Genomic DNA, 12350 nt, shown 5'->3' with positions numbered 1-12350 from the left:
TCCCTATTTCACCGCAACTTAATTGGTGGCCTTTTGGGTGGCACTCAGCGCCACGGGTCGGCTTCGAACATTGGCTCGCGCTCGAGGCGTCGGTCGCTGTAGGGATCGTAACCGTCATCGTCCTCGTTCTCGGCACGGATGTAGGGATCGCGCGGCTTGGGTGCCGGCTTGGACGTGGGCTTGGGCGCCGGCGCACTTGTCTTGATCTCGTCTTTCATCTGCATAGCTCCTTGCATCGCATCCGTTCAACATTATCGATTGTCGCACGAAAAAGGGCGGCGGACCCAATTGGATCCGCCGCCTTTGGCGTTTAGAGACGGCTGGCAGATTTTAAGGCATGTCCCATAAATCTATTCGGCGTCGGGGACCTCGTAGGTGGCCGCCGGCGTGTTGTCGCACACGACGGTAAAGCCGCCGTCCTTGTCGGCATCGACCGTCACCTGATCGCCCTCGCGCACCGTGCCGTCGATGATAGCGGCGGCGATGGCATCCACGACCTCGCGCTGAACCAGACGCTTGAGCGGACGGGCGCCAAAGACCGGGTCCAGGCCGCCCACGGCGAGCATCTGCTTGGCCGCCGGGGTGATGGCAAGCGTCATGCGCTCCTTGGCCAGACGCGCGCGGACGTCGGCGAGCTGGATGTCGACGATCTTCTCGATCTGCGCCATACCGAGCGGATGGAACACCACGATATCGTCGATACGGTTGAGGAACTCGGGGCGGAAGGTCTGAGCCATGGCAGCGTCGACCTGATGGCGCATCTCCTCCTCGTCCTTACCGGACAGATCGGCGATGGCCTTGGAGCCCACGTTGGACGTCATGATGATAATCGTGTTCTTGAAGGACACCTGGCGACCCTGGCCATCGGTCAGACGGCCGTCGTCGAGCACCTGCAACAGCACGTTAAAGACATCCGGATGGGCCTTCTCCATCTCGTCGAGCAAGATCACGGAGTAGGGACGACGGCGCACGGCCTCGGTGAGCTGGCCGCCCTCGTCGTAACCCACGTATCCCGGGGGCGCACCGATCAGACGCTGGACGCTGAACTTCTCCATGTACTCGGACATGTCGATACGCACGAGCGCGCGCTCGTCGTCGAACAGGCACTCGGCAAGCGCCTTGGCGAGCTCGGTCTTGCCCACGCCAGTGGGGCCCAGGAAGAAGAAGCTGCCGATGGGCTTGTCCGGATCGGAGAGGCCCGCACGGCTGCGACGCACAGCCGCGGCGACGGCGGAGACGGCCTCGTCCTGACCGATGACGCGCTTATGCAGCTCGCCCTCCAGGCCCTTCAGCTTGTCGAGCTCGCCCTGCATCATCTTGGACACGGGCACGCCGGTCCAGGCACTCACGACCTCGGCGATCTCGTCGGAGGTCACCTGCTCGTTGAGGCCCTCGCCGTCCTGCTGCTTTTGTGCCTCGAGCGCAGCCTCGGAATCCTGAATCTGCTGCTGCAGGCCCGGAATCACGGAGAAGCGCAGCTCGGACGCACGACCCAAATCGCCGTTGCGCGTTGCACGCTCCTCTTCGCTCTTGGCCTCGTCAAGCTGGCCCTTAAGCTCCTGCACGTGGTCGATGGCGTTCTTTTGGTTGAGCCAGCCAGCCTTTTGCACATTGAGCTTTTCCTGGACCTCGGCAATCTCCTGACGCAGGGCCTCCAGACGCTCCTTGGAGGCGTCGTCGGTCTCCTTCATGAGTGCCTGCTCCTCGATCTGCAGCTGGGTGAGCTGACGCGTGGTGGCGTCGATCTCGACCGGCATGCTGTCGAGCTCCATGCGCAGGCGGCTTGCGGCCTCATCGACCAGGTCGATGGCCTTGTCGGGCAGGAAACGGTCGGCGATATAGCGATCGGAGAGGTCGGCAGCCGCCACGAGCGCGCCATCGGTGATATGCACGCCGTGGAAGATCTCGTACTTCTCCTTGAGGCCACGCAGGATCGAGATGGTGTCCTCGACGGTAGGCTCGGAGACCATCACAGTCTGGAAACGGCGGGCGAGCGCCGCGTCCTTCTCGATGTACTTGCGATACTCGTCGAGCGTGGTCGCGCCGATTGCATGTAGGTCGCCACGGGCGAGCGCCGGCTTGAGGATGTTGCCGGCGTCCATGGAGCCCTCGGTGGCACCCGCGCCCACGATGGTGTGAAGCTCATCGATGAACAGGATGACCTTGCCTTCGGATTTTTGAACCTCCTTGAGCACGGCCTTCAAGCGGTCCTCGAACTCGCCGCGGTACTTGGCACCGGCGACCAGCGCGCTCATGTCGAGCTCGATGAGGTCGCGGTCGCGCAGGGTGCTCGGCACGTCGCCGGCCACGATACGCTGGGCGATGCCCTCGACGATGGCGGTCTTGCCGACGCCCGGCTCGCCGATGAGCACGGGGTTGTTCTTGGTGCGGCGGGACAGGACCTGGATGGTACGACGGATCTCGTCGGTACGGCCGATGACCGGATCGAGTTTGCCGGCGCGGGCCAGGTCGCAGATGTTGCGGCCGTACTGCTCCAGCGCCTCAAACTGAGTCTTATCCTCGGCAGACGTCACGCGGTCATCGCCACGCAGCTCCTCGTAGACCTGTTCGATGCGCTCCTTGGTCACGCCTGCGTCGCGCAGAACGCGGCCGGCCTCGCCCTTGTCCTCGGCAAGTGCCATCAGCAGATGCTCGGTCACCACAAAGCTGTCGCCTATCTTGGTGGCCTTCTTCTCGGCCTTCTCGATGACGCGGACGAGCTCATTGGAAAGACCCATCTGCTGGCCCTCGCCCGAAACCTTGGGCGCGTGGTCGATGGCATCCTGCGTGGAGCGTGCGAGCTGGGCCGGTTCAGCGCCGATGCGCTCGATGATCACGGAGATATTGCGCTCGCCGGCACCGAGCAGGGCGGACAGCAGGTGAATCGGCTCCACCGCGCCGGCCTGCGCGTCAGCAGCCGTGCTCATGGCGGTCTGCAGCGCCTCGCGCGACGTCATTGCTAGCTTATCGATTCTCATGGAATCACCTCTCTTGGGGTGGCCGCCCTACGGGGCGGCTTCACGTTGTTCGAGAAGTATTGTTGCCAGCTTTGCGCGATCTTATACATAAATCTAAGTCTCTATATATAAGATTTTCTGAGTGATTGAAAGATAGGGAGCAGGTGCGCTCACCCGCTACGGCCTCGTCCCCTTACTATCTCAATCTGTAACATCTAGCGACTGTTTATGGCTCCAGATGTTATAGATTGAGACGAACAGAAAACACCCGGATCAAAAATCTAAATCTGTAACACCAGGCCCACTTTTAGCGGCCAAGATGTTACAGATCGAGACAGACCGAAAACCATCACAAAGAGGACAGGTACCTTTGTGGTGGTCGCGGTCTCTACTCCTTCGCCGAACCCGTACTTCCCGATTCGACGGTCCAGGGCATCTCATCCTCGAAGAGCCATATACGGGCAGACCCACTATCGCGTGCAGTCTGCGGGTCGGGCAAGCAGGTCTGTTCATAGGCATCTTGGATACACTGACCCATAGAATCGTTGAGCTCGGCCTGGTCGCCCTCCATGACATAGGCTGCATCGCCGGCCATGATGTAAATACCCGGACCCTCATTGCCCTCGTAACCCGGATCGTACGAGACATCACATAACTTTGCGCCGTTTGCAGTGTCCAGCTCGATGGAAGAGTGACATCCGCCAACCATGTCGTTCGCTTTTGCCCGATAGGACGCATATCCGTACCAACGCTTAAATGTTTTGCCCTTGAGTAGCTCGGACGCCCTATCGATCAGGCTTGTATCCGTGGTATAGCGCATGGCCCCAAGCTGAATACGCGGATAATTGCTAATACCCAGCACAGCCGGCTGCTCATCAAAATCAACGGTAATGGTCTCGGGCTTGTCGTCGCCGGTCAGAAGTTCGACAGATTGAGTCACAGGCTTGACCACCGGCTCCGTCACCGCAGCAGGTAGAAATGCCATACCGACAGCGCCCGCGCCAACCACAGCGATCGCAAGCGCCAAGACAATCAATCCAATACGGGCAGAACGGCTCACGGCAAAACACCCCACAATGCAAACCTTCGCCACCTGCACTAATGATACCGCCAGCCAGCACTATTACCAAAAGGAGCCACGCGCTCCTCACCACCACAAAGGGGACAGGCACCTTTGTGGTGGTTTTCGACGCTAACGGTCGACCATCTCGCGCCATGAGATTAAACTTGAATTGTTCTCTGAACATATCCATTTCTGCCTATCCTCAACAGATCTTTGTCTCGAGGAGCGCATATGAAGCCGTCTCATTCCACCGGTCGCAACGTCATTACCATTTTCGCCATACCCATCGTGATGCTCTTCCTTATCGTCATCACGCCCTTTTCTTTTGGTATCGCCTCGCCCTTCGATCTTTGCGGGATGATCGACGCCGGCTCGCTTGCCACCTCGCTCTCCTTTGTCTGCCGTGGCGTGTTCTACGAATATGCAATTCCCACCGGAAGTTGGCAGTCCAAGTTACCGTTGCTCGGCAAGGTCGACGGATGCTCCCCCTATTTCTGCCTTGAACCTCAGGCGCTAAACTATCTGATCGACGACCAGCCACTCGACTCCATCACCCTCGCCTACGACTACGCACCAAACACCGATGAGCGCCACATGAACCAAGTCCTCGACAAGCTGCTTGGACAGTGCGGGCTCACCGCGGAAGCCGGTCGAACCATCTATAGCAACCGGAAATTAAAGCGAACAGAACTCCGCCGTGTCGGAAAAATCAAAGGGCGAAACGGGGCCGCCTACTGGGATGCCTGGGCAACACGCGACAAGGGCGAATTCGGACACAGCACCTATATGGTCACTGTCTACACCAAAGACGGAATTAAGGACAATGTTGACGATTTCGCGTCATCCAAACTCGGCATCCCCAAAACAACCAAGCCCGCCAGCCCAGATGAAATCCTGTAGAGACGCTCATTAACATACCGCTCAACAATCACAACAACATCGAGCTCGTTCCCCACCGCCACAAAGGTGCCCGTCCCCTTTGTGGCGGTTTTCGACAAAAAGAAGCCGCCCCGATAACAGAGGCGGCATCAAGCAAGTCTATTTATTAGCGTCCCTCAAGATCCAACGAGAACGTCGCGATAGCCCCGGACGCACCTTTCCCTCGGGCGACCCTCGCGAAGCGCGTGAGCACGAGGGAAAGGTGTGGCAGGGGCGTACAGCAGAGTTACTCGGCAGCGGCCTTGAACTTGTTGTAGTTGATCAGGCAGCCGGCCTTGACGATGGCACGCTCCTCTGCCGTCATATCGGCAATGTAGAGCTCAATCTGCTCAACCGCACCGTCGGCACGCACCACGTAGGCAGCGATGTTCTTCAGGTCGCCATCGAGCGCGGCACGGATACCCGGCACAAAGACGTAGTCGCCCACCTCAAAGTTGGGCTCCGCCTCCATCTGGAAGGGCACCATGCCCCAGTTCATCACGTTGGAGCGATAGCGCTTGGTGGCGTACTCGTGGACGATGTTGGCCAGGCCGCCAATCACGCGCTGGCAGCTCGCGGCCTGCTCGCGGGCGGAACCGTCGCCGGGCTTCTTGGCATAGAGCATAGAGCCGTACTCGGTCGCCTTGGCATCGGCCGTGACACCCGCGCCGGCCAGTGCCTCAAACACGCTGGCAAGCTCAGCATCGAGTGCCGCCAGGTCGCCCGCGGCCTCGCCGGCAACGCGGCGCTTCTCCACGGCGTCGACCTCCTTGGAGCGGCCCACGTAGGCCGGGTCGCGGCGGCTGAGCGTAAACTCGGCCAGGCCCAGCGGGTTGGAGCGGAAGGAGCTCGTCTCGCCCGAGGGAATGAGCTCGTCGGTCGTGGTGACCGGGTCCATGATCTTGGAGCACACCTTGAGCAGGATGTCGTCGCCGAGAGGCTCCATCGCGGGCCACGGCTTGATGTTGGGGCCCTCGACCAGCTCGTCGGCAGGCTCCGCCTTGCCAAAGCCCCAGTACACGCGCTTTTTGTACGGCGCGTCGTCAAAGGTGTACTCGCAGGCCTCGTCCCAAGTCTCCTCGGGCAGGTCGGTCGCCGGCGTCAGGACGCCGCCGTTGGCAGCCGTCGCCGCAATGGAACGGGCGTCCATCAGGGCCACGGCGCTCAGCTGGCCATTACCCGGCTTGGAACCCTCGCGGTTGGGGAAGTTGCGCGTGGTGTGGCGGATCGAAAGGCCATTGTTGGCGGGCGTGTCGCCGGCGCCGAAGCACGGGCCGCAGAACGCCGTGCGCACAATCGCGCCGGCCTCCATAAGGTCGTAGATGTAGCCGCGGCGTGTAAGCTCGAGTGCCACGGGCTGGCTCGTGGGATAGACCGACAGCGAGAACTCGCCGCAGCCGGTGTTGGCGCCCTTGAGCACGCGGGCAGCCTGGACCACGGAGTCGTAGTTGCCGCCCGAGCAGCCGGCGATAACGCCCTGCTGCACGTGCAGCTTGCCGTCGATGATCTTGTCGAGCAGGCTAAAGTGCGTCTTGCCCTCGCCGATCTTGGCGGCCTCGAGCTCCACCTCGCGCAGGATGTCCTCGAGGTTCTCGTTGAGCTCGTCGATCTCAAAGCCGTTGGAAGGATGGAATGGCAGCGCAATCATGGGCTTGATGCTCGACAGATCGACCTCGACGCAGCCGTCGTAGTAGGCAACATCGGCGGGCTTGAGCTCGCGGTAGTCGTCGCCGCGGCCGTGCATGGTCAAAAACGCGTGCGTGTCCTCGTCGGTGGCCCAGATGCTCGACAGGCAGGTGGTCTCGGTGGTCATGACATCAACGCCATTGCGGTAGTCGGTCGTCATGCTCGCGATGCCGGGGCCCACAAACTCCATGACCTTGTTCTTAACGTAGCCCTTGGCAAAGACGGCTCGGATGATGGCGAGCGCCACATCGTGCGGGCCGACGCCGGGACGCGGGGCGCCCGTGAGGTAGATGGCGACGACGCCGGGATAGGCGACGTCGTAGGTGTCACGCAGCAGCTGCTTTGCCAGCTCGCCGCCGCCCTCGCCCACGGCCATGGTGCCCAGGGCGCCGTAGCGGGTGTGCGAGTCGGAGCCCAAAATCATCTTGCCGCAGCCGGCGAAGTTCTCGCGCATAAAGGAATGGATGACCGCGATATGGGGCGGAACGAAGATGCCGCCGTACTTTTTGGCAGCCGAGAGACCGAAGACGTGGTCGTCCTCGTTGATAGTGCCGCCCACGGCGCACAGCGAGTTGTGGCAGTTGGTGAGCACGTAGGGCAGTGGGAACTGCTCCATGCCCGAGGCGCGCGCCGTCTGGATGATGCCGACAAAGGTGATGTCGTGGCTCGCCATGGCATCGAAACGAATCTTGAGCGCCTCGGGGTCGCCGGACGTGTTGTGTGCCTGAAGGATCGAATACGCGATGGTGCCACGCTTGGCGTCCTCGGGCGTCTGCGTAATACCGCGCTCGGCAGCCTCGGCCGCAGGCACAACCTCGCTGCCGCCGCGCAGGTAGATGCCGTCCTCGTACAGCTTGACCATACTGTCTCCCACTCTGCCCAAAAGATTTGGGCTCATAGCATACATTCGTTCAATATCGTGCCATAGAACGGTTGCAAGTGGGTTACGAATCTGCACGTTCACTTTATCTCGGTAAAGCATGGGACGAGTCCGGTGTGGGCCGGCAGACTTGGCGCAAGGAGTGTCCCAAAGTGCCGGCACAAAAGGAACGTCCCCAAGTGCCAAACTACCCTACTCCGGCAACGCCGATGTTTTGGCGCAGACAGCGAAAGCCCGCCAGAGCGAGCAAGGTGCCTTGAAACAAGGCAGCATTGATCTTTTGATCATGCCGCCGAAGTTGAAAGGCAGATTGCCGCTCTGACGGGCTTGCAGCGTCAACTGGTTACGCGGGTTGGTAAACCCGCGTAACTACAAATCTCCGCCGGCGCCCAAAAGCTTGCGCATGACTTGCTCGGGGTTGACCGAGCCGTCGCGCGGGGCCAGGGCGGTGATCTTCTTCTGCATCTTGTACTCATGCAGCTCGTCCTCGAGCTGGCGCACGCGAGCACGGAGCTTTTCGTTCTCGCGCTCACGCTCCTCGGCACGCTCCTTCATATCGAGGATGCGCACCACGCCGGCAAGGTTGATGCCCTCGTCGGTCAGTTGGTTGATGAGTTCCAGACGCTCGATATCGGCACGGGAATACAGGCGCGTGTTACCGCCCGAGCGCTGGGGGTTCACCAGGCCCTTGGACTCGTAGACGCGCAGAGTCTGCGGATGCATGCCGGTCAGCTCGGCCGCCACGCTGATCATGTACAGCGGTTTGTTCCTATTGTCCTCGGCCATGCTACCTGACCCCTTTCCGTCTCGCACATCTCCATCATAAGCCTGCGGCCAGCCCGTGGGCCACGCAACCAAACTAGTACGTTGCCTTGTAACGGTTGACCTTCTCGCGATAATCGCGCGTGTCGGCCTCGCGCAGCCTGGTCATGGCATCGCGCTCATCGTCGGACAGGTTCGTGGGAACCTGCACCTTGATCTCGACGAGCAGCGCGCCCGTGCGGCCGCGATGCTTAACGTCGGGCGCACCCATCTCCTTAAAGCGGAACTTCTTGCCCGTCTGGGTGCCAGCGGGCACCTTCAGACGAACCGTCGCACCGCCGGGCGTGGGCACGTCCACCGTGCAGCCGAGCGCCGCCTCGTAGACCGAGACCGGCACCTCCATGGTCACATCGGCACCCTTGCGCTTAAACAGCGGATGCTCCTCCACATGCGTGGTCACGACCAGGTCGCCGCGCTCGCCTCCGGCAACGCCGTACTCGCCACGGCGCTTGTAACGCAATTTGCCGCCGTCGACCGCGCCCGCGGGCACCGAGACCGTGATGGTCTGCTGCTCGCCCGTCGAGGGAATGCGGTAGGTGACCTTGTGCGTCACGCCGCGGAACGCGTCCTCGGCCGTTACGTCGACGGTCAGAGACAGGTCGCCGCCCTTGCGCGCGCGGTTGCGGCCCGCGCCCGCACCGGCAGCGCCCGCGGCCCCGGCAAAGCCCGAGCCCCAGTCGCTGCCCCAGGCGCCGTTGCCGCTGAAGATGCTGTCGAAGATATCGCCCCAACCGCTCGCGCCGGCACCGGCGCCGTAGCCACCGCTATACGCGCCGCCCGCGCCCGGCATGCCGCCGAACATGAGCATCTGGTCGTACTCTTTGCGCTTCTTCTCGTCCGAAAGCGTCTCGTAGGCCTCGCTAATCTCCTTAAACTTGGCCTCGTCGCCGCCGGCATCGGGGTGATATTTTTGCGCGAGCTTGCGAAACGCGCTCTTGATCTCTTTGTCGGAGGCGCTCTTGGATACGCCCAGGATGTCATAGAAGGTTTTGCCTGCAGCCATCGTAGCTCCTCTCCTGTTATATCCGCCGCCCCCGCGGACGGCGGCTCATGCTGTCATGTGGCACTTGGCCAGAAAGGGCCCCGGGTGTTGCCCCGGGGCCCTTCTCAATTACTCCTCGGTGCCCTCGGCCGTATCGGCCGTGGCATCCTCGGGCGCCGCTTCGGGCTCCGGTGCGGGGCGCTTCTCGCCACCGTAGGTCACCGTCACCATCGCGGAACGCAGGATGCGATCCGCCATGCGGTAGCCCTTCTGGTACACGTCGTTGACGGTCTCGTCGTACTGCGATGCGTCCTCGACACGCCCCACGGCCTGGTGCTCGAGCGGATCGAACGCCTCGCCCTTGGGGTCGATGGGCTCAACGCCCTCGTGCGCAAACACATCGAGCAGCTTGGCATGCACCGCGTCAACGCCATCGACGAACTGCTTAAAATCGTCGGAAAGCTCCTGGCTACGGGCATGGTCGATTGCACGCTCGATATCGTCAACCACCGGCAGCAGCGCAGTGACGAGCTTCTCGGTCGCGCGCTCGCGCTCGGCGATGCGCTCGTTAGCGGTGCGGCGACGGAAGTTCTCCCAGTCGGCCTGTAGACGGGCGGTGCGCTCGGTGGCGTCCTTTGCCTTGTCCTCGGCGGCCTTCTGAGCCTCTGCCGCAGCATCGAGCTCGCTGCGCACGTCGGCAAGCTCCTTTTGGGCCTGCTCGAACTTGAGCTTAAAGTCGTTGTCGGCGGCTTCCTCACCGGCGCGGATAGCGGCTTCCACCATCTCGTCCTCGGTCATCGTCGCCTCCTTGTTGGAATCCTCTACCTGGTTCTCGGCAGCCTCGGCGGCCTCGGCCTCGTTGGCCTCGGTATCGTCGACGGCCTCTACGGGAATCTTCACGTCCTTCTCCTCAGAGTCAACGGGGGCGGCGCCAGCGGCAGCCGCCTCCGTGCGAGCTTTACGGGCGGACATGATTACTTGTCCTCGTCGTCCACAACCTCGTAGTCGGCGTCGACAACGTCATCGTCGGCAGGCTGGGCACCGGCGGCGCCGTCGGTCTGCTGCTGAGCGTCGGCGTAGACAACCTGGGCCAGCTCGTAGGCCACGGACTGCAGGGACTCGCCAGCGGCCTTGATGGCCTCGACGTCAGAGCCCTCGAGCGCCTTCTTGGCGTCGGCGATAGCGGCCTCGGCCTTGGACTTCACGTCGGCGGAAACCTTGTCGCCCAGCTCGTTGAGGGTCTGCTCGGTGGAGTAGCACAGGCTATCGGTCTGGTTGCGGACCTCGACCTCTTCCTTCTGCTTCTTGTCCTCCTCGGCATGAGCCTCGGCGTCCTTGACCATACGATCGACCTCGTCGTCAGACAGAGCGGTGGAGCCGGAGATAGTGATCTGCTGCTCCTTGCCGGTGCCCTTGTCCTTAGCGGAGACCTTGACGATGCCGTTGGCGTCGATGTCGAAGGTGACCTCGATCTGCGGCACGCCGCGGCGGGCAGCCGGGATACCGGTCAGCTGGAACTTACCGAGCGACTTGTTGTCGCGGGCAAGCTCGCGCTCGCCCTGGAGCACGTTGATCTCGACGCTGGTCTGGTTGTCGGCTGCGGTGGAGTAGACCTCGGTCTTGGAGGTCGGGATCGTGGTGTTGCGGTCGATCATCTTGGTCATGATGCCGCCCATGGTCTCAACGCCCAGCGACAGCGGGGTTACGTCGAGCAGCAGGATGCCCTCGACGTCACCGGTGAGCACGCCGCCCTGGACGGCAGCGCCGTCGGCAACGACCTCATCGGGGTTCACGGACATGTTGGGCTGCTTGCCGGTCATGGTCTTGACCAGATCCTGGACAGCGGGCATACGGGTGGAGCCGCCGACGAGGATGACCTCGGTCAGATCGGAGAGCTTGAGCTTGGCGTCGCGCAGGGCGTTGGTGACAGGCTGCTTGCAACGCTCGAGCAGGTCGCGGGTGATCTTCTCGAACTCGGCGCGGGTCAGCGTGTAGTTGAGGTGCAGCGGGCCGGACTGGTTCATGGTAATGAACGGCAGGTTAATGGTGGACTGCTGCGCCGCGGAGAGCTCCTTCTTGGCGTTCTCTGCAGCCTCCTTCAGACGCTGCAGGGCCATGGGGTCCTGACGCAGATCGACGCCGTTCTCCTGCTGGAACTTGTCGGCCATCCAGTCGATGACGCGCTGATCCCAGTCGTCGCCGCCCAGGTGGTTGTCGCCCGAAGTGGACAGAACCTCAAACACGCCGTCGGCGAGGTCGAGGATGGAGACGTCGAAGGTGCCGCCACCCAGGTCGAAGACCAGGATGCGCTGGTCGGTGCCCTGCTTGTCCAGGCCATAGGCAAGAGCGGCAGCGGTCGGCTCGTTGACGATACGCTTGACGTTGAGGCCGGCGATCTTACCGGCATCCTTGGTGGCCTGACGCTGGGCGTCGTTGAAGTAGGCCGGGACGGTGATGACGGCGTCGGTGACGGTCTCGCCCAGATACTTCTCGGCATCGGCCTTCATCTTGGCGAGCGTCATGGCGCTCACCTGCTCGGCGGTGTAATCCTTGCCCTCGATGTCGACGACGGCACGGCCACCCTGGCCCTCCTTGACCTCGTACGGCACGGTCTTGATCTCGGAGGTGCACTCGGAGTACTTGCGGCCCATGAAGCGCTTGATGGAGAACACGGTGTTCTTGGGGTTGGTGACAGCCTGGTTCTTAGCGGCCTTACCCACGACGCGGTCGCCGTCAGCACGGAAGCCAACAACGGACGGGGTGGTGCGGTCGCCTTCGGCGTTCACGATAATGGTCGGAGAACCGCCCTCGAGGACGGCCATAGCGGAGTTAGTAGTACCAAGGTCGATACCAAGAATCTTACTCATTAGAAATTCCCTCTCTCTTTTGCGTTCGCGCCGCCTCGACGGTCTGTCGCGCGGCGCTTCGGCTTGTCTTTCAGGATGTAGTGTATCCCCTTATGGGCCGGAATATACAAAATCTAAGTCAATTCATATAAGATTTCTTATCTCTGAGAGTTTAGGTTCTCAAATGCGCAGGTAG

The 12350-nt window shown here is 61.9% G+C and carries 9 protein-coding genes; 1 reads left to right on the top strand and 8 read right to left on the bottom strand.

Annotated elements, in window-relative coordinates:
- Window positions 1–44 precede the first annotated feature (44 nt).
- From PMX60_RS02705 to PMX60_RS02695, 3 genes are all read right to left on the bottom strand, one after another.
- Window positions 45–218, bottom strand: coding sequence for a hypothetical protein (locus tag PMX60_RS02705; RefSeq protein WP_271746792.1), 174 nt, complete (start codon window positions 216–218; stop codon window positions 45–47).
- A gap of 132 nt (window positions 219–350) precedes the next feature.
- A complete protein-coding gene (gene clpB, locus PMX60_RS02700) occupies window positions 351–2978 on the bottom strand; it encodes an ATP-dependent chaperone ClpB (RefSeq protein WP_271746791.1) in 2628 nt (875 codons plus the stop codon).
- A 367-nt stretch (window positions 2979–3345) separates the two neighbouring features.
- The gene (locus PMX60_RS02695; protein ID WP_271746790.1) at window positions 3346–4017 is read right to left on the bottom strand and encodes a hypothetical protein; all 672 of its coding nucleotides are present in this window, start codon (window positions 4015–4017) and stop codon (window positions 3346–3348) included.
- Between the two features lie 234 nt (window positions 4018–4251).
- Here PMX60_RS02695 and PMX60_RS02690 point away from each other — a divergent pair, with 234 nt between their 5' ends.
- Window positions 4252–4920 carry a hypothetical protein gene (locus tag PMX60_RS02690; protein ID WP_271746789.1) on the top strand — a complete coding sequence of 223 codons (669 nt, stop codon included), beginning with the start codon at window positions 4252–4254 and terminating at the stop codon, window positions 4918–4920.
- A gap of 265 nt (window positions 4921–5185) precedes the next feature.
- Here the strand turns inward: PMX60_RS02690 and PMX60_RS02685 are convergent, their stop codons facing one another.
- The 5 genes from PMX60_RS02685 to dnaK all read right to left on the bottom strand — a co-directional run bounded on the left by PMX60_RS02685 (window position 5186) and on the right by dnaK (window position 12175).
- Window positions 5186–7486 (bottom strand): hydratase, encoded by a 2301-nt coding sequence (locus PMX60_RS02685; protein ID WP_271746788.1) that lies wholly within the window; start codon window positions 7484–7486, stop codon window positions 5186–5188.
- A 387-nt stretch (window positions 7487–7873) separates the two neighbouring features.
- The gene (locus PMX60_RS02680) at window positions 7874–8290 is read right to left on the bottom strand and encodes a heat shock protein transcriptional repressor HspR (protein WP_006235210.1); all 417 of its coding nucleotides are present in this window, start codon (window positions 8288–8290) and stop codon (window positions 7874–7876) included.
- A 73-nt stretch (window positions 8291–8363) separates the two neighbouring features.
- Window positions 8364–9329 (bottom strand): DnaJ C-terminal domain-containing protein, encoded by a 966-nt coding sequence (locus tag PMX60_RS02675; protein WP_271746786.1) that lies wholly within the window; start codon window positions 9327–9329, stop codon window positions 8364–8366.
- Window positions 9330–9437: 108 nt separating this feature from the next.
- The gene (locus tag PMX60_RS02670) at window positions 9438–10280 is read right to left on the bottom strand and encodes a nucleotide exchange factor GrpE (RefSeq protein ID WP_271746784.1); all 843 of its coding nucleotides are present in this window, start codon (window positions 10278–10280) and stop codon (window positions 9438–9440) included.
- A gap of 2 nt (window positions 10281–10282) precedes the next feature.
- Complete coding sequence (gene dnaK / locus PMX60_RS02665; protein ID WP_117564548.1) at window positions 10283–12175, bottom strand: molecular chaperone DnaK; 1893 nt, start codon at window positions 12173–12175, stop codon at window positions 10283–10285.
- Between the last annotated feature and the right edge of the window lie 175 nt (window positions 12176–12350).

The sequence above is a fragment of the Collinsella aerofaciens genome (genome assembly GCF_028206995.1).
GTDB classification, from domain to species: Bacteria; Actinomycetota; Coriobacteriia; order Coriobacteriales; family Coriobacteriaceae; genus Collinsella; species Collinsella aerofaciens_AQ.
This window is presented reverse-complemented; position numbering and strand designations above follow the sequence as displayed.

What these genes read in the sequence shown, in the direction of transcription:
- clpB (WP_271746791.1), bottom strand. Translation starts at nt 2,978, where the DNA reads ATGAGAATCGATAAGCTAGCAATGACGTCGCGCGAGGCGCTGCAGACC.
- PMX60_RS02690 (WP_271746789.1), top strand. Translation starts at nt 4,252, where the DNA reads ATGAAGCCGTCTCATTCCACCGGTCGCAACGTCATTACCATTTTCGCC.
- PMX60_RS02670 (WP_271746784.1), bottom strand. Translation starts at nt 10,280, where the DNA reads ATGTCCGCCCGTAAAGCTCGCACGGAGGCGGCTGCCGCTGGCGCCGCC.
- PMX60_RS02680 (WP_006235210.1), bottom strand. Translation starts at nt 8,290, where the DNA reads ATGGCCGAGGACAATAGGAACAAACCGCTGTACATGATCAGCGTGGCG.
- PMX60_RS02685 (WP_271746788.1), bottom strand. Translation starts at nt 7,486, where the DNA reads ATGGTCAAGCTGTACGAGGACGGCATCTACCTGCGCGGCGGCAGCGAG.
- dnaK (WP_117564548.1), bottom strand. Translation starts at nt 12,175, where the DNA reads ATGAGTAAGATTCTTGGTATCGACCTTGGTACTACTAACTCCGCTATG.
- PMX60_RS02705 (WP_271746792.1), bottom strand. Translation starts at nt 218, where the DNA reads ATGAAAGACGAGATCAAGACAAGTGCGCCGGCGCCCAAGCCCACGTCC.
- PMX60_RS02675 (WP_271746786.1), bottom strand. Translation starts at nt 9,329, where the DNA reads ATGGCTGCAGGCAAAACCTTCTATGACATCCTGGGCGTATCCAAGAGC.